At 72.3% G+C, this 21,077-nt stretch carries 17 protein-coding genes; 3 read left to right on the top strand and 14 right to left on the bottom strand.

Annotated features, from left to right (window positions below):
- Positions 1 to 69 precede the first annotated feature (69 nt).
- The 7 genes from ACWC91_RS18000 to ACWC91_RS17970 form a co-directional block, all read right to left on the bottom strand.
- On the bottom strand, positions 70 to 3,054 hold the full coding sequence (locus tag ACWC91_RS18000) for an SNF2-related protein (protein WP_450643221.1): 2,985 nt from the start codon (positions 3,052 to 3,054) through the stop codon (positions 70 to 72).
- Positions 3,055 to 3,157: 103 nt separating this feature from the next.
- Entirely contained in the window at positions 3,158 to 3,739 is a 582-nt protein-coding gene (locus tag ACWC91_RS17995) for a sugar kinase (protein ID WP_281154222.1), read from the bottom strand.
- Positions 3,736 to 4,884 (bottom strand): ROK family glucokinase, encoded by a 1,149-nt coding sequence (locus tag ACWC91_RS17990; protein ID WP_225078254.1) that lies wholly within the window; start codon positions 4,882 to 4,884, stop codon positions 3,736 to 3,738. Before ACWC91_RS17990 ends, ACWC91_RS17995 begins: the two co-directional genes overlap by 4 nt.
- A gap of 142 nt (positions 4,885 to 5,026) precedes the next feature.
- Positions 5,027 to 5,818 carry an ATP-binding cassette domain-containing protein gene (locus ACWC91_RS17985; RefSeq protein WP_225078255.1) on the bottom strand — a complete coding sequence of 264 codons (792 nt, stop codon included), beginning with the start codon at positions 5,816 to 5,818 and terminating at the stop codon, positions 5,027 to 5,029.
- Positions 5,815 to 6,879 carry an ABC transporter permease gene (locus ACWC91_RS17980; protein ID WP_450643223.1) on the bottom strand — a complete coding sequence of 355 codons (1,065 nt, stop codon included), beginning with the start codon at positions 6,877 to 6,879 and terminating at the stop codon, positions 5,815 to 5,817. The genes ACWC91_RS17985 and ACWC91_RS17980 overlap by 4 nt, the downstream gene beginning before the upstream one ends.
- Positions 6,876 to 7,880 (bottom strand): sugar ABC transporter substrate-binding protein, encoded by a 1,005-nt coding sequence (locus ACWC91_RS17975; protein WP_450643224.1) that lies wholly within the window; start codon positions 7,878 to 7,880, stop codon positions 6,876 to 6,878. Before ACWC91_RS17975 ends, ACWC91_RS17980 begins: the two co-directional genes overlap by 4 nt.
- Positions 7,881 to 8,063: 183 nt before the next feature.
- Positions 8,064 to 8,813: a GntR family transcriptional regulator gene (locus tag ACWC91_RS17970; protein WP_225078350.1), complete on the bottom strand. Its 750-nt coding sequence runs from the start codon at positions 8,811 to 8,813 to the stop codon at positions 8,064 to 8,066.
- A 117-nt stretch (positions 8,814 to 8,930) separates the two neighbouring features.
- On the opposite strand from ACWC91_RS17970, the gene ACWC91_RS17965 reads away from it, so the two are divergent.
- Entirely contained in the window at positions 8,931 to 9,953 is a 1,023-nt protein-coding gene (locus ACWC91_RS17965) for a Gfo/Idh/MocA family protein (RefSeq protein WP_450643226.1), read from the top strand.
- Positions 9,954 to 11,231: 1,278 nt separating this feature from the next.
- Complete coding sequence (locus tag ACWC91_RS17960) at positions 11,232 to 12,197, top strand: NADPH:quinone reductase (RefSeq protein WP_225078259.1); 966 nt, start codon at positions 11,232 to 11,234, stop codon at positions 12,195 to 12,197.
- 133 nt (positions 12,198 to 12,330) lie between these two features.
- On the opposite strand, the gene ACWC91_RS17955 is transcribed toward ACWC91_RS17960, so the two are convergent.
- From ACWC91_RS17955 to ACWC91_RS17935, 5 genes are all read right to left on the bottom strand, one after another.
- A complete protein-coding gene (locus ACWC91_RS17955; RefSeq protein WP_225078260.1) occupies positions 12,331 to 12,726 on the bottom strand; it encodes a ribonuclease domain-containing protein in 396 nt (131 codons plus the stop codon).
- 307 nt (positions 12,727 to 13,033) lie between these two features.
- On the bottom strand, positions 13,034 to 14,149 hold the full coding sequence (gene alc / locus ACWC91_RS17950) for an allantoicase (RefSeq protein ID WP_450643228.1): 1,116 nt from the start codon (positions 14,147 to 14,149) through the stop codon (positions 13,034 to 13,036).
- Between the two features lie 5 nt (positions 14,150 to 14,154).
- Positions 14,155 to 15,501, bottom strand: coding sequence for an allantoinase AllB (gene allB / locus ACWC91_RS17945; RefSeq protein ID WP_281154219.1), 1,347 nt, complete (start codon positions 15,499 to 15,501; stop codon positions 14,155 to 14,157).
- A gap of 186 nt (positions 15,502 to 15,687) precedes the next feature.
- A complete protein-coding gene (locus ACWC91_RS17940) occupies positions 15,688 to 16,413 on the bottom strand; it encodes an aspartate/glutamate racemase family protein (protein ID WP_225078263.1) in 726 nt (241 codons plus the stop codon).
- A 65-nt stretch (positions 16,414 to 16,478) separates the two neighbouring features.
- Positions 16,479 to 17,972 carry an NCS1 family nucleobase:cation symporter-1 gene (locus tag ACWC91_RS17935; RefSeq protein ID WP_281154218.1) on the bottom strand — a complete coding sequence of 498 codons (1,494 nt, stop codon included), beginning with the start codon at positions 17,970 to 17,972 and terminating at the stop codon, positions 16,479 to 16,481.
- A gap of 237 nt (positions 17,973 to 18,209) precedes the next feature.
- Between ACWC91_RS17935 and ACWC91_RS17930 the strand changes: the two genes are divergently transcribed.
- Positions 18,210 to 19,010: an IclR family transcriptional regulator gene (locus tag ACWC91_RS17930; protein ID WP_225078265.1), complete on the top strand. Its 801-nt coding sequence runs from the start codon at positions 18,210 to 18,212 to the stop codon at positions 19,008 to 19,010.
- A gap of 285 nt (positions 19,011 to 19,295) precedes the next feature.
- Here the strand turns inward: ACWC91_RS17930 and ACWC91_RS17925 are convergent, their stop codons facing one another.
- Positions 19,296 to 20,015 (bottom strand): ABC transporter ATP-binding protein, encoded by a 720-nt coding sequence (locus ACWC91_RS17925; protein ID WP_225078266.1) that lies wholly within the window; start codon positions 20,013 to 20,015, stop codon positions 19,296 to 19,298.
- On the bottom strand, positions 20,012 to 21,046 hold the full coding sequence (locus tag ACWC91_RS17920) for an ABC transporter permease (protein ID WP_450642814.1): 1,035 nt from the start codon (positions 21,044 to 21,046) through the stop codon (positions 20,012 to 20,014). The genes ACWC91_RS17925 and ACWC91_RS17920 overlap by 4 nt, the downstream gene beginning before the upstream one ends.
- Positions 21,047 to 21,077: the final 31 nt, after the last annotated feature.

Raw genomic sequence — 21,077 nt, 5'->3', positions numbered from 1 at the left:
GGGTCCGGGTCTGCTGTTCCCGGGCGGCGCGCAGGGCCCGGCGTGCCGCGTCGGCGGGGCGCTCGTCCATCAGGCTTCCCTCCGCAGCGAGACCAGGTCGGACAGCTCGCGGTCGGTCAGCTCCGTGAGCGCCGACTCGCCCGTGCCGAGGATCGCATCGGCCAGGGCGCGCTTGGCGGCGAGCATCTCGGCGATACGGTCCTCCACGGTGCCCTCGGTGATCAGGCGGTGCACCTGGACCGGCTGGGTCTGGCCGATGCGGTAGGCACGGTCGGTGGCCTGCTCCTCGACCGCCGGGTTCCACCAGCGGTCGAAGTGGACGACGTGGCCCGCGCGCGTGAGGTTCAGGCCCGTGCCCGCCGCTTTCAGGGACAGTACGAGGACCGGGGTCGCGCCGCTCTGGAAGCGGTCCACCATGCGCTCGCGCTCCGGGACCGGCGTCCCGCCGTGCAGCAGGTCCACCGGGACCGCTCGGGTGGTGAGGTGGGAGGTGATCAGGCGGGCCATGCCGACGTACTGGGTGAAGACCAGCGCCGAGCCGTCCTCGGCGAGCAGGGTGTCCAGCAGCTCGTCCAGGAGCGCCAGCTTCCCGGAGCGCGCCGCCAACCTGTCGCCGCCCCGGGCGTGCTCCTCCTTGAGGTAGAGCGCCGGGTGGTCGCAGATCTGCTTCAGCGAGGTCAGCAGTTTCAGGACCAGCCCGCGCCGGGCCATGCCCTCGGCGGTCTCGATGGCGAGCATCGACTCGCGCACCACGGCCTCGTACAGCGCGGCCTGTTCGCGGGTGAGGGGGACGGGGTGGTCCGTCTCGGTCTTGGGTGGCAGCTCGGGGACGATGCCCGGGTCGGACTTCCTGCGGCGCAGCAGGAAGGGGCGTACCAGGCGGCCCAGACGCTGCACGGCCTCGCCGTTGTCCTCGGCCCCGCCGCTCTCCACCGCGCGGGCGTGCCGGGCGCGGAAGGACTTCAGCGGGCCGAGGAGCCCGGGGGTGGTCCAGTCGAGCAGGGCCCACAGTTCGGAGAGGTTGTTCTCCACGGGCGTGCCGGTGAGGGCCACGCGCGCGGGGGACGGGATCGTCCGCAGCGCCTTCGCGGTCGCCGAGTACGGATTCTTGACGTGCTGGGCCTCGTCGGCGACGACCATGCCCCAGGGCTGCTCGGCCAGCAGGGGTGCCGTGGACCGCATCGTGCCGTACGTGGTGAGCACGAAGCCGCCGTCGAGGCCGTCCAGGGTGCGGTCCTGGCCGTGGAAGCGGCGGACGGGGACGCCGGGGGCGAACCGGGTGATCTCCCGCTGCCAGTTGCCCAGCAGTGAGGCCGGGCAGACCACCAGGGTGGGTTCGTCGCGCGCCCGCTTGAGGTGCAGCGCGATGACGGTGACCGTCTTGCCGAGGCCCATGTCGTCGGCGAGGCAGCCGCCGAGGCCGAGGGAGGTCATGAGGTCGAGCCAGCCCAGACCGCGCAGCTGGTAGTCGCGCAGCGTGGCGTCGAGGCCCGGTGGTGGTTCGGCGGGCCGTACGCCTGCCGTGAGCCGGTCCCGCAGGGTCGCCAGCGCGCCTACGGGCACCGCCTCGACCGTCTCGCCGTCGACCTCCGCGGTGCCGGTGAGGGCGACGGAGAGCGCGTCGACCGGGTCGAGCAGACCGAGTTCGCGCTTGCGGGCCTTGCGGACGAGGGCCGGGTCGACGAGCACCCAGCGGTCCCGCAGCCGCACCACCGGGCGGTGGGCCTCGGCGAGCGCGTCCATCTCGGCGTCGCTGAGCGGATCGCCACCGAGCGCCAACTGCCAGCGGAACCGCAGCAGTTCCTCGCCCTCGAAGAAGCCGGTGCCGTCCTTGGCGGAGCCCGGCGCGGGGCGCACCACCGCGGTCGCCGTGAGGTCCTGGGCCAGGTCGCGCGGCCAGTGGACGGCGACGCCTGCCGCTGCGAGCCGGGTCGCGGCCACACCGAGCAGCTCGCTCACCTCGCCCTCGGAGAGGGCGAGGACGTCGGGCACCTCCTGCTCGGAGAGCCGGTCCAGCGGGGGCCAGACGCGGGCCGCGCGCCGTACGGCCAGGGCGGCGTCCACGCGTGCGCGTGGGCCGAACGCCGTGTCCGCCTCGCCCGCCCACAGGGCCGCGGCGTCGGCGACGAGAGTGGGGTCGGCGAGGCTGTGCACCTGGACGATCGCCGCGCCCGCGCTGCGGGCGGCCCGGTCGCCGTTGCCGTCGCCGTCGCTGTCGCTGTCGCTGTCGCTGTCGCTGTCGAACAGGTTGTGCGCGGACAGGTCCAGGCGGAGGGAGACGCGTACGCCCGCGTCCATGCCGGCGGCGACCTCGGCCGCCCAGTCGTGGGCGTGCGGCAGGTGCTGCGGCCCGCGGGCGGCGAAGGGTTTCCCGGAGGTGTGGGGTGCGGCCGGGGTGCGGGGCAGGGTGTCGGCGACCGCGTCGAGGAAGGTGCGCAGCAGCGCCTCCGGTTCGGGCAGGCGGAGCGGGCCCGAACCGGGCAGCGGGACCGCGTGGCCCTCGTAGGGCAGGGCGGCGGCGATCGCGCGCAGGTGGGCGATGTCGTCCGGGTCGAGGGGGCCCGCGCGCCAGGCGTCGTGCCCGGTGGCGGTCAGGCCGGGCAGCAGCCGTCCACGGGCGACGAGCCGCAGCGCGTGCAGGGCGGCGGCGCCCCAGCATGCCGTGGCGGGATGGGCCGCCGGATCGTGCCGTGCCCGTACGAGGTGGGGCAGCGCGTCCTCGATCGGCAGCGACAGCGCGGACGTGCTCCTGCGCCGGGCCCCCGTCCCGTGCCGCCGTACGACGGTGAGCTCCGCAGGCACCGGCCCAGCACCGTCCGGATGCGGCCCGGGCGTGCTCGCCGCTCCCTGTCCGGCGCCCTCCGAGCGGGCGTCGGCCGCTCGACCGTCGCCGTCGGCGGGGTCGCGCCCCGCCCATACGTCGCCGCTCGGGTCCCAGAAGGCGATGCGGCTGTCGCGTGGAAGGGAGGCGGGGAGGAAGACCGCGGCGAGGCGGGGGGACACGGACCCCGGGTGCGTCGCGCTGTCCGTCGCTCCGACGGCCATGTCGCTCATACGTTCTGTCACCTCCCGCTCGCAGTCCGGCCCAGTCGTCTCCGACTGTACGGGCGGGGTCTGACAATCGGCTCCGGCGGCCCGGATCGGGCCACGGCCGGCATCAGGGGACGGTGCGGGAGACGACGTAGACCATCGGCAGGACCGGGTTGGACAGGTTCACGACCACGTCCTGAGTGGGAGCGGGGTTCTTCTGGTCGTGGGTGAGGCCCCACCAGGGGCCGGGGCTGGTGAAGGTCCAGCCGGTGGTCTTCTTGTCCCGGGCGCCGACGGTGACGGCGCCCTCCTTCAGGTCGCTCCGGTTGACTCCCATGGCCTCCAGGAAGGAGGTGAGGCCCGGTTCGGTGGTCCGGAACTGGACGTAGAGACGGCTGGTCTTCCAGTTGTTCGTCTCGTAGTAGGAGACCTTGTCGGCCGGGTGCGGGATCGGCACCTGGTAGAGGCGGCGCTGGACCTTGGACGGGTAGCCGGGCGCGAGGCCCTTCACCGCGTACCGGGCCTCCTTGTCCTTGCCGCTGTCGCGGCTCTGGTTGGCGGAGATCACCAGGTAACCGGCCGGGACGCCGATGAGCAGCCCGATGATCAGCAGGGTGAGGGTCCTGCGGCGGTTGCGGTGCCGGCGGTCCTCGACACGCGGCGGCCGCCCGTCCGGGGGCGCCGCCTGGCGTGGCAACGACATCGTCACAGCGCCTCCCGGGCCGCGCGCCGCGCCTGCGCGTACCGCTCGTAGCGCTCGTACCGCTCGACCCGGCGCCGCTTGGCGCGCCGGAAGCGGCGGGCGACCAGCCGGGCGAGGTCGGCGGCGCCGACCATGCCGGCCTCGGGACCGAGCTGGGCGCGGGTGATACGGGCCTCGGGGCGGTAGCCGCGGCCGGTGAGGTGCCGTTTGAACGCGTCCCGCGCGGGGCCGATCAGCAGGTCGTCGGCCGCGGAGACCCCGCCGCCGATGACGAAGCAGGACGGGTCGAGGGCGGCGGCCAGGTTGGCGATGCCGACGCCGAGCCACTGGCCGATGTCCTCGAGCAGTTCGATGCACATGGCGTCGCCCTCGCGGGCCAGCTCGGTGATCATCGGCCCGGTGATGTCGGCGATGTTCCCTTTGACGTGCTCGATGATCCCGTAGGCGACCGGGGAGTCGGCCGCGGCCAGCTCACGCGCCTCGCGCACCAGGGCGTTGCCCGAGCTGTACTGCTCCCAGCAGCCGCGGTTGCCGCACGGGCAGCGGTGGCCGCCGGGCACGACCTGCATGTGTCCGAACTCGCCCGCGACACCGAATTTTCCCCGCTTGACCTGGCCGTCCTCCAGGATCGCGCCGCCGATCCCGGTACCCAGCGTGATCATGACGAGGTGGTCCTCGTCGCGGCCCGCGCCGAACCGCCACTCGGCCCAGGCGGCGGCGTTGGCGTCGTTGTCCACCAGGACCGGCACGGACAGGCGCTCGGAGAGGCGGTCGCGCAGGGGTTCGTTGCGCCAGGACAGGTGGGGGGCGAACAGCACGCGGTTGCGGTCGGCGTCGACCCAGCCGGCCGCGCCGATGCCGACCGCGTGCACGTCGTGCCGGTCGGACAGGTCGAGGACCAGTTCGACGATGGTGTCCTCGACGACCTGCGGGCTCTTGGACTTGTCGGGGGTCTCCGTGCGGAGCCGCTCCAGGATGTTGCCGTCTGCGTCGACGACGCCCGCCATCACCTTGGTGCCGCCGATGTCGATGCCCACCGTGGGGACGCGGGGTGCGGTCAGGTGGGAGCGCCGCTCCCGGGTACCGACCGTGCGCAGTACGGGGGCGCGGCGGGAGCCGATGGGGGCGGTGAGGTCGCGGTAGGTGCTCATCGGGCCCGATTCTGCCGCACGGTGGTTAAGGGTTCCGTTCGGGGCACCGAGGGGCCGGTGCCCGGTTTGTACGGGATGCGGACGTGTCGGGGTCGTCGCGTCCGCGCTGCGGAGCGGCATGATGCCACAACCCCGCGGGCCCTCAGGTCCCTTGCAGCTCATGGCGTAGATCGTCCAGGTCGCTGCCGCCCGCCATCTGCCGGGTCAGCTCGTCCAGGGTGATCTCGTCCCGAGTGTGATGACCGACCATGGCGCCACGCCTCAGCAGGACGAATCGGTCACCTACAAGGTACGCGTGATGCGGGTTGTGGGTGATCAGCACAACACCCAGACCCTGGTCGCGGGCCGCGGCCACATACCTCAGCACCACGCCCGACTGCTTCACGCCGAGCGCCGCGGTCGGCTCGTCCAGGACGAGCACCTTCGCGCCGAGATACACCGCGCGCGCGATGGCGACGCACTGGCGCTCGCCGCCCGACAGGGTGCCGATGGGCTGGTCGACATCGCGCAGGTCGATTCCCATCCGCAGCAGTTCGGCCCGCGCCGTCCTGCGCATGAGGTCGACGTCCAGGCGCTTGAAGGGGCCGGCCCCCTTGCGGGGCTCGGAGCCGAGGAAGAAGTTCCGCCAGACCGGCATGAGGCCCACGACCGCCAGGTCCTGGTACACCGTGGCGATGCCCCGGTCCAGGGCGTCGCGCGGTGAGGTGAGCCGGGTCTCCTCGCCGTCGACCCGCAGGACACCGTCGTCGTGCTGGTGCAGTCCCGCGATGATCTTGATCAGGGTCGACTTGCCGGCGCCGTTGTCGCCCAGGACGCAGGTGATCTCCCCCGCGTGGACCTCCAGGCCGACGTCCTCCAGGGCGCGGACACCGCCGTAGTGCTTGCTGACGCCGGACAGCTCCACGAGTGCCGTGCGTGCTTCGGTCTGCGTCACTTGGTGGCCTCCGCCCGCCTGCGGACCCAGGTGTTGAGCAGGGTCGCGAGGAGCAGCATCGCTCCGAGGAAGAACTTGAACCAGTCGGGGTTCCACTCGGCGAAGACGATGCCCTTGCTGGTCATGCCGAACAGGAGGGCGCCGACCGCCGAGCCGATGGCGCTGCCGTAGCCGCCGGTGATCAGGCAGCCGCCGATGACGGCGGCGATGATGTAGATCAGCTCGTTGCCGACGCCCTCGCCGGACTGCACCGCGTCGAAGGAGAAGAGCAGGTGCTGCCCGCAGATCCAGGCACCGAGACCGACGCCCACGTAGAGGCCGGTCTTGGTTCCGGTGACCGGTACGCCGACCGCGCGGGCCGCGTCCTTGTCGCCGCCGACCGCGAAGATCCAGTTGCCGGTGCGGGTGCGCAGCAGGATCCAGGAGGCGAGGGCGACCAGGGCGAGCCACCACAGGATGGTGACCTTGACGTCGACGCCGCCGATGGTGAGCGTCGAGGCGAACACCGCGTGCGCGCTGGAGAAGCCCTCCATGTCGCCGATCGTCTTGGTGGAGACGGTGCCGTCGATCAGCTTGGTGAAGCCGAGGTTCATCCCGGTCAGCATCAGGAAGGTGCCCAGGGTGACGATGAAGCTGGGCAGTCCGGTACGGGTCAGCATGAAGCCGTTGAAGGCGCCGATCGCCAGGGTGACCAGGAGCGATACGCCGACTCCCACCCAGACGTTCGCGGTCATCTGGTAGCTGAACATCGAGGAGACCAGCGCGGAGGACGTCACCATCACGCCCGCCGACAGGTCGAACTCGCCGCCGATCATCAGCAGCGCGACCGGAACCGCCATGATGCCGATGGTCGAGGACGCGTACAGGACGGTGCTGAGGCTGGAGGCGCGCAGGAAGCCGTCCGCGGCGCAGGCGAAGAAGACGAAGACGGCGATCGCGCCGACGACCGAGCCGAGCTCGGGGCGGGTGAGCAGCCTCCGCAGCGCCGAGTTCCGCGGAAACGTTTCGGCAGCGGAGGTCCCGGTGTGGGCGGCAGGGCGGTTCGTGGTCGTCCCGCTCATCGGGTGCCCCGCTTCGTGTACTCCTCCAGCGTGGCCGCCTGGTCCTTGGTGACGATCTGCGGGCCGGTGAGCACCGGCCGGCCGCCGCCGAGGACGTCGCCGTTGTACTTGTAGAGCCAGAGCAGGTCGACGGCCTGGTATCCCTGGAGGTAGGGCTGCTGGTCGACGGCGAAGCCGAGCGTGCCGTCCTTGAGCTCGGCGGCGACCTTGGCGTTCAGGTCGAAGGTGTCGACCTCGGCCCTGCTGCCGGCGTCGGCCCTCGCCTTGACGGCGGTGTCCGCGTACGGGGCGCCGAGCGTGACGACCGCGTCGACGGACCTGTCCGCCTGGAGCCTGGCGCCGATCGCGGCCTGCGTGTCCGGCATGTTGGTGCCGTTGACGTAGAGGTTCTCGACCGTGCCGGAGAAGGTCTTCGCCACCCCGGCGCAGCGCTGCTCGTGCCCGACGTTGCCCTGCTCGTGCAGGACGCAGAGCACCTTCTTCCTTCCGCGCTCGGTCAGCTCCTGCCCGACGGCCTCACCGGCGACGGTCTCGTCCTGGCCGACGTGCGTGAGCGCGCCGTACGCCTTGGACTGCGCGGATCCGGAGTTGACCGTGATCACCGGGATGCCGGCCTTCTCGGCGCGGGCCACGGCGGCCTTGAGCGCGTCCGGCTTGGCGAGGGTGACGATGATGCCGTCGACCTTCTTGTCCACCGCGGCGTCCACGAGCTGGGCCTGCTGCTGGGCCTCGGCGTCGTGCGAGTACAGGAAGTTGATGTTGTCCTTGACCGCGGCCTGCTTGGCGCCGCTCTGCACGATGTCCCAGAACGTGTCGCCGTCCCCGGAGTGCGTGATCATCGCGAAGGTCCAGCGGGGGGTGTTCACGGCGGCCCTGCCCTGGGCCGCCGCGACCTTGCGGGCGTCCTCCGCCCGCTTGCCGCCGGTGCTGCTGCACCCCGCCAGCGACAGGGACAGTGCCCCTGCCAGCGCGATGACTACCCAGGTTGGAAACCGTGCCACGAGGCCGTGCCCTTCTTGCTCTGCCCGAACGTACGCAAGGGGCCGATGGCGATCCCACCAGCCCCGAACGTTCCATTATCGGACACCGGAACCTCTGGTTCCGAGGCCGGGGAGCGGTGACCGGTCACATTGTCCGGACATGAGGAGGGTGCCTGGATCACACCGGGCGGGCGCAGGGCACCGTCAGGGGCGTACGAGGAGCTGGAACTCGAAGGAGTAACGGGAGGGCCGGTAGGTGTGCGTGCCGTACTCCACCGCGCGGCCCGTGTCGTCGAAGGTGGTGCGCTGCATGGTGAGCAGCGGGGCGCCCTCGTCCTCGGTGAGCCGCTCGGCCTCTGCGGAGGAGGCGGCGCGGGCGCCGATGCACTGGCGGGCGCTGTGCAGGGTGATCCCGGCGGCGCGCATCAGCCGGTACAGGCCGGTGGACTCCAGCTGACCGGTGTCCAGGTCGAGCAGTCCGGACGGCAGGTAGTTGGTCAGGTACGCCATCGGCTCGCCGTGGGCCAGGCGCAGCCGTTCGACGCGGTGGACCTCCTCGCCCTCGGCCACCCCGAGCGCGGCGGCGACCTCGGCGGAGGCCGGGACCACCGTGTTGACCAGGACCTGCGTCGCCGGGCGCTGACCGGCCGCCTCCAGGTCGTCGTAGAGGCTGCTCAGCTCCAGCGGGCGCTTGACGCGGCTGTGCACGACCTGCGTGCCGACACCGCGGCGGCGTACCAGGAGGCCCTTGTCGACCAGCGACTGGATGGCCTGGCGGACGGTGGGCCGGGACAGGCCGAGCCGCGCGGCGAGCTCGATCTCGTTGCCCAGCAGGCTGCCGGGGGTGAGGCTGCCGTGTTCGATCGCGGCCTCGAGCTGCTGGGACAACTGGAAGTACAGCGGTACCGGGGAACTCCGGTCCACATGGAGTTCGAGTGAGACGGTGGGGTCCACTTCTGGTTTCGGCACGGCCCGAGCGTAGCTCCGCGGCCGGTTGACGGGAAGTCGTGAAGTCCGATTGTCCGGACAAGCGGATTGACAGGGTCCGGGGTCCGCCCTCACTTTGTTCCCATGCGCATCGGGGTCATCGGTACGGGCCGCATAGGCACCATCCACGCGAACACACTCAGCCGCCACCGCGAGGTCGGCTCATTGATCCTCACGGACGCCGATCCGGCGCGGGCACAGTCGCTCGCCCACCGGCTGGGTGAGACGGCGGCACCGGGGGTGGACGAGATCTTCACCTGGGGCGTGGACGCGGTCGTGATCACCACGGCGACCTCGGCCCACGCCGAACTGATCGGCCGGGCGGCACGGTCGGGGCTCCCGGTGTTCTGCGAGAAACCGATCGCCCTGGACCTGCCGGGCACGTTACAGGCGCTCGCCGAGGTCGAAGCCGCCGGCTCGGTGCTCCAGATGGGCTTCCAGCGCCGCTTCGACACGGGCTACGCCGGCGCGCGCGAGGCGGTGCGCTCGGGGCGCCTCGGCCGTCTGCACACGGTCCGCGCTCTCACCTCCGACCAGGCACCGCCGCCGCCCCGGTGGCTTCCGCTCTCCGGCGGGCTTTTCAGGGACACCCTGATCCACGACTTCGACATGCTGCGCTGGGTGACGGGCCGCGAGGTCCTCAGCGTGTACGCGGCCGGATCCGACGCCGGCCCCGCGATGTTCCGCGAGGCGGCCGACGTCGACACGGGCGCGGCGCTGCTCACCCTCGACGACGGCACGCTCGCCACCGCCACCGCGACCCGCCTCAACGGCGCGGGCTACGACGTCCGCATGGAACTGGCCGGGGAGCGGGACCAGATCGTGGTCGGCCTCGACGACCGCACGCCGATCGCGTCCACCGAGCCGACCGGCCCACCGGCCGCGGACAAGCCCTGGCCCGACTTCCTGGAACGCTTCGGCCCCGCCTACGAAGCCGAACTGGCCGCGTTCGTGCAGGTGCTGCACGGTGAGCGCCCGAACCCGTGCGACGGCCGCGAGGCCCTCCAGGCCCTGCGCATCGCCGAGGCCTGCGAGGTCTCCCGCCGTGAACACCGCCCGGTGAGCCTGGCGGAGATCCCGGGCGGCGACCGGGCGATCTACCGGTGACGGGCCCCCACCCACGGTGAGCCGCCGTCCGGGCGCGTGAACTCCCGGAGGCCCGGACGGCTTTCACACCGGTCGGCGGCTGCCTGCCGAGCGGTGACTCACGTCCGGCCGGCGGCGTCCGGACCAGCGGTGACTCACGTCCGGGCGACAGCTCTCGGGCCAGCGGTGACTCACGTCCGGGCGACAGCTCTCGGGCCAGCGGTGACTCACGTCCGGCCGGCGGCTTCCGGGCCAGCGGTGACTCACGTCCGGGCGACAGCTCTCGGGCCAGCGGTGACTCACGTCCGGCCGGCGGCTTCCGGACCAGCGGTGACTCACGTCCGGCCGGCGGCTTCCGGACCAGCGGTGACTCACGTCCGGGCGACAGCTCTCGGGCCACACGTCCGGCCGGCGGCTTCCGGACCAGCGGTGACTCACGTCCGGCCGGCGGCTTCCGGACCAGCGGTGACTCACGTCCGGGCGACGGCTTCCGGCCCAGCGGCGGCTTCCGTCCCACCAGTGGTGCCGGGCCGACCGCCGACGCGCGGTCATCCGGTGGCTCCCGGCCGAGCGGTAACTCACGTCCGACCGGCGGCTCCCCGCCGACCAGAGGCTCCCGCCGACCGCCGGCGCACGGCCAACCGGTGGATTCCGGCCAACCCGTGGCTCCGTCCAACCGGCGGAGCACAGCCAAACAGCGGCTCGGGGCCGAGCGGCGGCAGCCGGTGACCAGTAGTGCCGGGCCGACCGCCGAGGCACGACCAACCGACGGCTACCGGCCGAGTGGCGACTCCCGTCCTGCCGACGGTCCCGTACGGCCAGCGATGCCTGACCGAGCGCCACCCCACGGCCAACCGGCGGCCACCGGCCAATCCGCGACCCCGCCCGCCCGGCGGCGCGGCCGCCCCGGTGGGCGCGCCGGGATACGGCGGGTCTTTGACGGGCACGGACCTTGGCGGGCTCGGCGCCCCGCACACCCAGTTCACGGCCCCGACCACCAGCTCACGGCCCGCACCCGCTGACGGCTCTCCAGCTCACCAACCCACGGGTCATGGGCCCACCGTCGACGTCACCCACGCGCAGGCGCCGCGGAGGACGGTGGCCTGTGGCGACGCCCGCACACCGGCTCACCAGCCGCACCGGTCAATCGGCCAAGCGGCCCAGCGACCGCACCGGCTCACCAACCCGCCGCGCCCACCAACCCACCGGGCCCCCAGCTCACCAATCCACCACCGGGACTCGCCCGCCCGCAGGCTCCGCAAGCGACGCGCGGCCGGTGTGGTGGGAGAATTGGCGGTCATGCGTGCCGCCTATGTCGAACAGCTGGGGCCACCCGACGTCATCCGCTTCGGTGAGTTGCCCGCTCCCGTGCCGGGGCCGGGCGAGGTGCTGGTGGACGTGCTGGCCACCACGGTCAACCCGGTGGACACCTTCGTCCGCTCGGGGCTGTTCCGCACACCGCTGCCGTTCCCGTTCGTGGTCGGGCGCGACCTGGTGGGCACGGTGACGTCCGCGGGCTCCGGTTTCGCCGTCGGCGAGACGGTGTGGTGCAACAGCCTGGGCCACGACGGCCGGCAGGGAGCGGCCGCCGAGCAGGCCGTGGTGCCCGCCGACCGCCTCTACCGGCTGCCGGCGGGCGTGCGCCCGGAGGAGGCGGTGGCCGTGTTCCATCCCGCCGCGACCGCCCATCTGGCGCTCTTCACGCACGGCGGGCTGCGCCCCGGTGAGACGGTCCTGGTCGGTGGCGCGGCCGGCAACGTGGGCGGCGCGCTGGTGGAGTTCGCGCACCGGGCGTACGCGCGGGTCCTCGCCACGGCCGCACCGCGTGACCACGAGCACGTCCGGTCCCTGGGCGCGGCGCAGGTCGTGGACTACCACGCCCCCGATCTCGCGGCGCGGCTGGCGCGGCTCGCTCCGTCCGGCGTCGGCGTCCACGTCGACACCTCGGGGCACAACGACCTGAGGACCGCGGTCGACCTCCTCGCGCACCGCGGCCGCATCGTCGTCCTGTCCGGTGCCCGCGACGAGCCGGCCCTTCCCGTCGGTCCGCTCTACATGAAGGACGGCTCCCTGCGCGGGTTCGCCATCTCCAACGCCACAGCCGAGGAACTGGCCGAGGCGGCGACCGCCGTCAACGACCTCCTGGCCTCGGGCGGGCTGCGGCCCCGTTCGGTGGAGTACCTCCCCCTGAGCGCCGCGGCGGAGATCCACCAGCGCATGGAACGGGGCGAGCTCCACGGCCGGCGCGTGGTGCTGCGCCCCTGACCCGAGCCGCCCCGAAGCGGCACCCGCGGCTCCGGCCCCGTGCGAGGCCGGGCCGGAGCCGGGCAGCGGCTCGCCCCGCGGCCGGTGTGCGTGGAGGGTCCGCGAGGCGAGGGACGTGCGGTGGACTCGTGTGTCAGCAGCCGAAGTTGACGAGCTTGAACGTCACGTAGTGGTCCGCGGTGTAGTAGTCCTCCCGGGTCTTCTGGCCGGTGACTATGCGTCGGGCCCCACGGTCGGAGGAGCCCGGGGTGACGACCGTGTACTCGTGGTAGTACCCGGTCGACTGCTTGGGCAGGACGCCCTCACGGTTCTGGAAGACGGCGCCGTCCTGGGAGTACGGGTAGGGACCGCCCTTGTCGATCAGACGGAGCGTGTCGTACGCCTGGGAGGGCAGCGCGCTGTAGCAGATGCTGCCGACCGCGGTCGCGGCGGCGTCGGCCGGGGCGGCGGCGACGGTGCCACCGACCAGGAGTGCGGACATGAGGGCGCCGGCGGCGCCGATGCGGGTGGTGCGTGGGGGGAATCTCATGCGCTCATCATGACGCGCGTAGACACTGGCATGTCAATGACAAGTCCGAGGAATTTACCGTCAAGTTCGATGAATTCGCGGGGAGTTAATCCAGGCAGGAACCGTACCGGGGGCGGTGGGTGCGGCGGCCGAGGAGGAAGGCGCCGGCGCGGTCGAAGACCTCGGCCGTGAACCGGCCGAAGCCCTCGTCACCGGCTCGGACCCCACCGGCCCCCGAAACTCATGGGCGCCCGAACTCATCGGCCCTGCCGGGCGGGGCGTGCCGGTCCGTAGGGCTACGGCCGGCCGCCCCGCGGGTACGGACGGGTCAGCCGCCCAGTTCCTGGTGGTGGGCCGCCAGTGCGGCCGCGCCCTGCTCGGTCAGCGCGCCGAACAGACGGAGCCGGGAGATGCCTCCGTCCGGGAAGATGTCCACGCGCGCGTGCGTGCCGACGGCCGCCGCGGGCAGCACGAAGCGGTGGTTGGTGTCGGGCTGGAGACGGGTGCGCGGCAGGATCTCCGTCCACTCGCCGTCCTCCCCGTCCTTGACGGAGACCGACGCCCAGCCGGCGCTGTTGCCCTTGAGGTAGGCGGTGTCTATCTCCAGGGCGCGGATCGCGGTGTGCCCGGCGAGGCGGTAGCTGATCCAGTCGTTGCCCTGGTCGCGGCGGCGGCGGGTCTCCCAGCCGTCGTCCATCTTGCGGGAACGGCCCGGCTGGATGGTGTTGGTGGCCGGCGAGTAGAAGAGGTTGGAGGCGTCCACGACGCTGCCGCCGTTCTCCAGCGCCACCACGTCGAAGGTGCCGAGCGCGGCCAGCCACGCCGGGTCGGGCACGACCTCGCCGTACACCCGCAGGCGCGCGATGCCGCCGTCGGGGTGCTGCTTGAGACGCAGGTGCGTGAAGCGCTGCTCGGCGTTCACCTCGAAGCCGTTGGCCGCGTGGCCGCCGACCGCGGTGCGCGGGACCAGGGTCGTCCACTTGACGTCGTCGGCGAGGAGTTCCTCGGGCGTGGGGGCGCCGTCGACCGAGGTGCCCTCGACGGAGACGGCCTGCGGGTAGTTGCCGCGGAAGTGGGCGGTGTCCACGACGATGCCGCGGACGACGCCGGGCGCGCCGAGCCGGATCAGCGCCCAGTCGTGGTCGTCCTCGGTGGGCCAGGGGTGCTCGGCCGAGACGCCGCGCCGGCGGCGGGTCTCCCAGCCGTCCATGACCTTCCCCTTGTGCCCGAAGTCCTCGGGGTCGAACTCGGCCCGCTCGGGCACCAGCAGGTTCTCGCGCTGGGCGAAGAACTCGTCGTTGGCGGCGATGACACCCGCGCCGAGCCGGCGGTCGGCCAGGTTGGCGTGCCTGGTGAAGGGGAAGTCGGCCGTACGGAAGTCGGCGTAGGGGTCGCCGCCGCCGTAGGGGTTCGCGTCGCCGGTGAAGCTCAGGGTCGCCGTCACGGTGATCAGTTCGTCCTTTCCAGAAGTCGGCCGGTGGGTTCGGTGAAGTGGTCGTCGAGCGCGGGGTCGTAGATGCGCTCGCCGCGCAGCCAGGTGGACTTCACGACACCGCGCAGGGTCTTGCCCGCGTACGCGGTGATGCGGTTGCGGTGCTGGAGCGCGGCGGGGTCGACGGTGAAGGTCTCGTCGGTGGCCAGGACCGCGAAGTCGGCGTCCCGGCCGGGCGCGATGGCGCCCTTGCGGTCCAGACCGGCGAGGTTCGCGGTGCGTTCGGACATCCACCGGACCACGTCCTCGATGCCGTGGCCGCGCCGGGCCGCCTCCGTCCAGATGGCCGACAGGCTCAGCTGGAGCGAGGATATGCCGCCCCAGGCGGTGGCGAAGTCGGACGTCTTGAGGTCCACGGTGGACGGCGAGTGGTCGGTGACGACGCAGTCGATGGTGCCGTCGGCGAGCGCGGCCCACAGCAGGTCCTGGTTGGCGGCCTCGCGGATCGGCGGGCAGCACTTGAACTCACTGGCCCCGTCGGGCACTTCCTCGGCCGTGAGGGTGAGGTAGTGCGGGCAGGTCTCGACGCTGAGGCGGACGCCCTCACGCTTGGCGGCGGCGATCAGCGGCAGCGCGCCGGAGGAGGACAGGTGCAGGATGTGGACCCGCGCGCCGAGCCGGCGGGCCAGGGCGATGAGCCCGTCGATGGCGCTGTCCTCGGAGACCTGGGGGCGGGTCTGCAGGAAGTCGGCGTACTTCGGGCCGCTCAACTGGGGGGCGAGCCCGAGTTCGTGCGGGTCCTCCGCGTGCACGATGAGCAGCCCGCCGAAGCCCGCGATCTCCGCCATGGACGCGGTCAGCTGGTCGTGGTTCAGCTCCGGGAACTCGTCGACCCCGGACGGGGACAGGAAGCACTTGAAGCCGAAGACGCCCGCGTCGTGCAGCGGCCGCAGGTCCTTGACGTTGTCCGGGAGCGCGCCGCCCCAGAACCCGACGTCGATGTGGGCCTTGCTGCGGGCCACCTCCCGCTTGACGCGCAGGTTGTCGACGGTGGTCGTCGGCGGCAGCGAGTTGAGGGGCATGTCCACGAGGGTGGTGATGCCTCCGGCGGCGGCCGCACGGGTGGCCGTCCAGAAGCCCTCCCAGTCGCTGCGCCCGGGGTCGTTCACATGGACATGGGTGTCGACGAGGCCGGGCAGCAGAGCGTCGTCACCGACGTCCTCCAGCCACGCTCCCGCCGGAACCTCGGCGTCGTGCGGCAGTACCGCCACGATCCGGCCGTCGGCGACGGTGACGGACGCGGGGCGCACGCCCTCGGGGGTGACGACGCGTGTGGAGCGCAGTACGAGCTGTACGTCGGGCAACGGACGCCCCTCCTCTGGTGCTGTTCCTCTATTCACTGTCGCTCACCCGCGAGGCAAGCAATATTCCGGAGAGCGGAAATGAGTTTCCTGTAGACGGAGTCTTCATGGCCGAACCTCATGAGTCAAGACCTTCTTGGCGGAGCGGACCTCGTCGCGGCGGCCTGCGCGGGCCTCGCGCGACCTGCGTCAACGCGTGCGCGGGGGCCAGTTGACCATGCGCTTGGGCCGCGGCGGCGCGTATGTGCGCACCTTGGAGGTGGACAGGCCGAGCCGGACGAGGGACTCGGCGATCGTCACGGCGGCGGTCACGCCGTCGACGACCGGGACCCCGGTGCGCTCGGCCACGCGCTCGGTGAGCCCGGACATACCCCCGCAGCCGAGGCAGATCACCTCCGCCCGGTCCTCCTCCACCGCGCGGGCGGCCTGTTCGGCGATCGCGGCGACGGCGGCCTTCTCGTCCCGCTCCAGATCGAGCACGGCGAGCCCGCTGGCGCGCACGGAGGCGCACCGGGCGCTCAGCCCGGCGATGTGGAGGCGCTCCTCGATCAGCGGGACCGTGCGGTCCAGGCTGGTGACGACGGAGTAGGAGCGGCCGAGGAACTGGGCGGTGCTCGCGGCGGCCTCGGTGATGTCGACGACGGGTACGTCGAGCAGTTCCTGAAGGCCCTCGCGGCCGTGCTCGCCGTATCCGGCCTGGATCACGGCGTCGAAGGGTCCGGGGTGGGCGCGGACGGCCTCCATCACGGCGATGGCGGCGAGGTAGCTCTCGTAGTTGCCCTCCACGGACTCCGCTCCGAAGGACGGGGTCAGCGGGACGATCTCGGTGCCGGGGGACGCCGCACCCGCCGCCTGCTCACCGATCGAGTCGGTGATGGACTGCGTGGTGTTGACGTTCACGACGAGGATGCGCATGGTTCGCTTTCTGGGTGGTCCTGCTGGACGGCTCGTTCGTGGCTGATCCGCGGCTGGTTCGCGGCTCATTCGGCGGCGACCGCGATGGCCTCGCCGTCCACGTCGTGGATCAGGGCGCTGCGGTCGGCGATGACCGTGTAGAAGACGGCGGCGAGGATGGCGCCGACGAACCAGGAGAAGCCCGCTACCGCATGGAAGACCGGCACCAGGGCGAGGACGACGGCGATGGCCGCGGACGGCACGAAGGCCCAGACGGCCCGCGGGTTGTAGCCGCGGCGGTAGTGGTACTCGCCCTGCGCGTCCTCGGTGTAGAGGTCGGGCACGTTGATCCGGGCCCGGCGCAGCAGCCAGTAGTCCGCCATGATCACGCCGAAGAGGGGCCCGAGCAGGGCGCCGAGTCCGCCGAGGAAGTACTCCACCGCGATCGGGCTGTTGTAGAGGTTCCACGGCGTGATCACCAGGCCGGCGATCGCGCTCACCAGGCCGGCGCGGCGGAAGTTCAGCCGGTGCGGGAAGAGGTTGACCAGCGCGTAGATCGGTGCCACGAAGTTGGCCAGCAGGTTCACCGCGACGGTCAGGGCGATGAGGGCGAGCGAGGCCGCGGCCAGCAGGATCATGTTCGGGATGGTGCGGACGATGTCCGTGGGACTGGTGATGATCTGCCCGTCGAGCTTGAACTGCGCGCCGCTGAGCACCGCCACGATGACGGCGAAGAAGAGCATGTTCACCGGGATGCCGATCACGTTGCCGCGGACGATGGAGGCGCGGCTCCTGGCCGACCGGGTGAAGTCGCAGAAGTTCAGTACGAAGGTGCCGTAGATCACCACCCACAGGGCGGCGCCCTGGAAGATGTGCAGCCACATCGCGCCGCCGGTGAGCGCGGCGCCGTCGGACAGGGAGATCGATCCGCCGGCCCGGAAGAACATCCAGGCGGCCAGGGCGGACATGGTGATCAGCGTGGTGGGCGCGGCGAAGGCCATGTAGCGCCGGATCATCTGCATGCCGTAGCTCACGATGAGCACCTGGAGCACCCAGAGGGCCATGAAGGTGAGCCAGCCGAGCAGGGTCTGGCCGAGTACGGAATGCGCCTGGAGCCGGCTCAGGCCGGGGAACAGGGCCACCAGCAGCGCGCTCAGGACGGCGGAGGCGAGGTAGGTCTGGATGCCGAACCAGGCGATGGCGACGGCGCCGCGGACGCCGGCCGGTATCTTCGCGCCCTTGATGCCGAAGGCGATGCGGCTCATGACGGGAAACGGGACGCCCGTCTTGTGCCCCATGAACCCGGACAGGGTGAGCAGCAGGAAGAGCAGGACGGAGGCGAGTGCGAAGGCGGCCAGGATGCCCCACACGTTCAGGCCGAGCGCGAACAGACCGATCGCGAAGGCGTAGTTTCCGAGGCTGTGCACATCGTTGGCCCAGAGCGTGAAGACGTTGTAGGCGCCCCAGCGGCGCCCTTCTTTCTTCGTGGGGGCGAGATCGTACGTGTACAGGCCGGAACTGGCTGCGTTGCCTGTGTTGCCGGTATCCACGGACGATCGGTCATCCACAGCAGGAGGCATAGGGGGCTCCCGGGGAGGGGGAAGTGGGGGAACGTTCGATGTTTTCCACAGAACGGAAGTAAACTTCCGGTGGCCAGAACGTAGTTTTCACCGCGAGCACCGTCAAGAGCCCGACCGCAATGCAGACAAGGTTATGGACAAACCCTTGCTGATCGGTAGGAACATCCCGTGACGGACCTCGGTAGGCATCCGACCAGGCCGGTAGCATGCGGCCACACCCGCAGAAAGGAATGCGACGTGCCGCCGTCAGACGAGCGCAAGTCCTCCGCCTCCGCCGGCCCCGCCACCGGTGGGGTCCAGTCCCTCGAGCGTGCCTTCGACCTGCTCGAGCGGATGGCGGACGCCGGAGGCGAGGTGGGTCTGAGCGAGCTCTCCGCCGCGAGCGGTCTGCCGCTGCCCACCATCCACCGGCTGATGCGGACCCTGGTCGCCTGCGGCTATGTGCGGCAGCAGCCGAACCGGCGGTACTCGCTCGGTCCCCGCCTCATCCGCCTCGGCGAGTCCGCCTCGCGGCTGCTCGGCACCTGGGCGCGGCCGTACCTGGCACGGCTGGTGGAGGAGACCGGCGAGACCGCGAACATGGCACTGCTGGACGGGGACGAGATCGTCTACGTGGCGCAGGTGCCGTCCAAGCACTCCATGCGGATGTTCACCGAGGTGGGCCGCCGGGTGCTGCCGCACTCCACGGGCGTCGGCAAGGCCCTGCTGGCGCACACGTCCGACAACGAGGTGCGCGCGCTGCTGGCCCGCACCGGCATGCCGGCCGCCACGGACAAGACCATAACCACCCCGGACGGCTTCCTGGCGGCCCTGCAGGACGTCCGTCGGCTCGGCTACGCGGTCGACGACAACGAGCAGGAGATCGGGGTCCGCTGCCTCGCGGTCACCGTCCCCGACAGCCCCACCGCCGCGGCGATCTCCATCTCCGGCCCGGCGGGCCGGGTCACGGACACGGCGACGGAACGGATCGTCCCGGTCCTCCAGCAGGTGGCGAGAGAACTGTCCAAGGCCCTCGCCAGCTCGGGCCCGGCGGCCTGACTCCCGGCCCGCCGGCTGCCGGTCGGCGCATCCCGCCCACCGACGGTCGTCCCCGCCCGCGGGCGGGGACGCGCACGCGGGCGGGGACGCGCACGCGGTGACGGACCGCCGGCCGGGCGGCCCGAAAGGGCCGGGGCGCGGTCGGCCGACGCCTGCCCCCGGCCGGGACCGACACACACCACCCGACCAACCGGCACCACCCCCACCGGGGCCGACACACACCACCCGACCAACCGGCACCAACTCGGCCACCTTGGCTCCCGCCCCTCCGGCCGGACGCCGCTCTCAGGCCCTTTCTCGTTCGCCCGGCCGGTGTCCCGAATCACCGGGGCGTTCGGCGGCTGGAGGGGCCAGCCGTCCGTCTCTCATCTCCCGCACCGCGTCCGCCGCGCCCAGGTGGGTGCGGTCGTGGGTGACGAGGACGGTCGCCGTGCCGCGGGCACGGGTGAGGCTGGTCAGCAGGTCGAGGACGGCCGCGCCGCGTTCGTGGTCGAGGGCGCTGGTGGGCTCGTCGACCAGGAGGACGGAGGGGTCGTTCATCAGCGCACGGGCGATGTTGACGCGCTGGCGCTGACCGCCGGAGAGCTGGTGCGGGCGCCGGTGTGCCCGGTCGGCGAGGCCCACGGCGGCCAGGAGTTCGCGAACCCGGCCCGCCGCCGCCCGGCGGCCGTCCAGGCGGGCCATCACCTCCAGCTGCTCCGCCGCCGTCAGCGACGGCAGCAGGTTGGGCTGCTGGAAGACGATCCCGATGCCGCGGCGGCGCAGTACCGCCCGCTCCGCGGCGCTCAGCTCCCCGGTCGGCGTGCCGTCCACGCACACGCGTCCGCTGTCCGGCGTGATCAGCGTGGCCGCGACCGCGAGCAGGCTGGACTTGCCCGAGCCGGACGGCCCGGCCACCGCCGTGACCGTGCCCGCGGGCACCTCCAGGCGTACCCGGTCCAGGGCGGTGAGCCTGCCGTCGCCGTCGGGGTAGGTCAGGGTGATGTCGTCGAGGAGCAGGCTCATCGCACGCCTCCCAGCGCGGTCAGCGGGTCGACGGCGGTGATCCGCCGGACGGAGAGGCCGGCGCCCAGCACGCCCAGGGCGGCCATGACCGCGGCGGGCAGCAGGACGGTCGGCAGGTCGAGCACGAAGGGAATCGCGCCGCCCCGTACCAGGGCGCCGGCCAGGGCCGCGAGCCCGGTGCCGAGCAGCGTCCCGGCGGCGAGCAGCACCGCGGCCTGTCCCAGCGCGTCGCGCAACAGGTGGCCGGTGGAGGCCCCGAGCGCCTTGAGTACGGCGATGTCGGGGGACCGCTGGATCGTCCACACCGTGAAGAACGCCCCGACGACCAGCGCGGAGATGGCGAACAGGAAGCCGCGCATCAGTTGCAGCGAGCCGTTCTCGGCCTGGTAGGAGCCGATCGCGGTCAGCGCGTCGTCCTTGGCGAGGGTCTTCGTGCCGGCGCTCCGGTCCCCGGCCGGGACGTCGGCACCTCGCGTGCGCAGCGCGATCACGGTCGCCCGGCCGCCGTCCCAAGCCGTCCACACCACGGGCGTGTGGCTGTAGGAGGCACCGCCCGTCACGGCCGCCACGGTCCAGGCGGCGGAGCCGAGACGGACCCGGTCCCCGGCGGCGACACCGAGTGCGGACGCCGCCTCGGTGGAGAGTACGGCCCGCCCGGGCGCCACGCCGTCGGGTGCGATGCCGGCCGCCGGGCGTACGGCGAACACGGACACCGCCGCCGTACGGCTCCCGGCGGCCGCGTCGAGCGTGCGGATCGCGACCGGCTCCGCGTACGGGACGTGCTCCGCCCACCGCCGGACGGCGTCCGGCGGCAGCGAGGAACCGGTGAACGACACCGGCCGGCCGCCGGGCGGCGCGGCGAAGGCGAGGTGGTCGGCGGGCAGGCCCTTCACCGCCGAGACGTTCTCCTCGGCGAGCCCGGCGGTGAGCCCGGACAGCAGCCCTACGAGCAGGGTGATCAGTGTGACCACGGCTCCCATCAGGGCGAACCGCCCCTTGGCGAAGCGCAGGTCTCTCCATGCGACGAACATGTCCTCCACCCTGCGCGGCACCGCCCCCGCC

This window comes from Streptomyces sp. NPDC001204 (genome assembly GCF_053598035.1).
This window is presented reverse-complemented; position numbering and strand designations above follow the sequence as displayed.

Coding starts and splice junctions, on each gene's coding strand:
- ACWC91_RS18000 (WP_450643221.1), bottom strand. CDS start 3,054: ATGAGCGACATGGCCGTCGGAGCGACGGACAGCGCGACGCACCCGGGG.
- ACWC91_RS17990 (WP_225078254.1), bottom strand. CDS start 4,884: ATGAGCACCTACCGCGACCTCACCGCCCCCATCGGCTCCCGCCGCGCC.
- ACWC91_RS17980 (WP_450643223.1), bottom strand. CDS start 6,879: ATGAGCGGGACGACCACGAACCGCCCTGCCGCCCACACCGGGACCTCC.
- ACWC91_RS17965 (WP_450643226.1), top strand. CDS start 8,931: ATGCGCATCGGGGTCATCGGTACGGGCCGCATAGGCACCATCCACGCG.
- ACWC91_RS17960 (WP_225078259.1), top strand. CDS start 11,232: ATGCGTGCCGCCTATGTCGAACAGCTGGGGCCACCCGACGTCATCCGC.
- ACWC91_RS17955 (WP_225078260.1), bottom strand. CDS start 12,726: ATGAGATTCCCCCCACGCACCACCCGCATCGGCGCCGCCGGCGCCCTC.
- ACWC91_RS17940 (WP_225078263.1), bottom strand. CDS start 16,413: ATGCGCATCCTCGTCGTGAACGTCAACACCACGCAGTCCATCACCGAC.
- ACWC91_RS17935 (WP_281154218.1), bottom strand. CDS start 17,972: ATGCCTCCTGCTGTGGATGACCGATCGTCCGTGGATACCGGCAACACA.
- ACWC91_RS17925 (WP_225078266.1), bottom strand. CDS start 20,015: ATGAGCCTGCTCCTCGACGACATCACCCTGACCTACCCCGACGGCGAC.
- ACWC91_RS17920 (WP_450642814.1), bottom strand. CDS start 21,046: ATGTTCGTCGCATGGAGAGACCTGCGCTTCGCCAAGGGGCGGTTCGCC.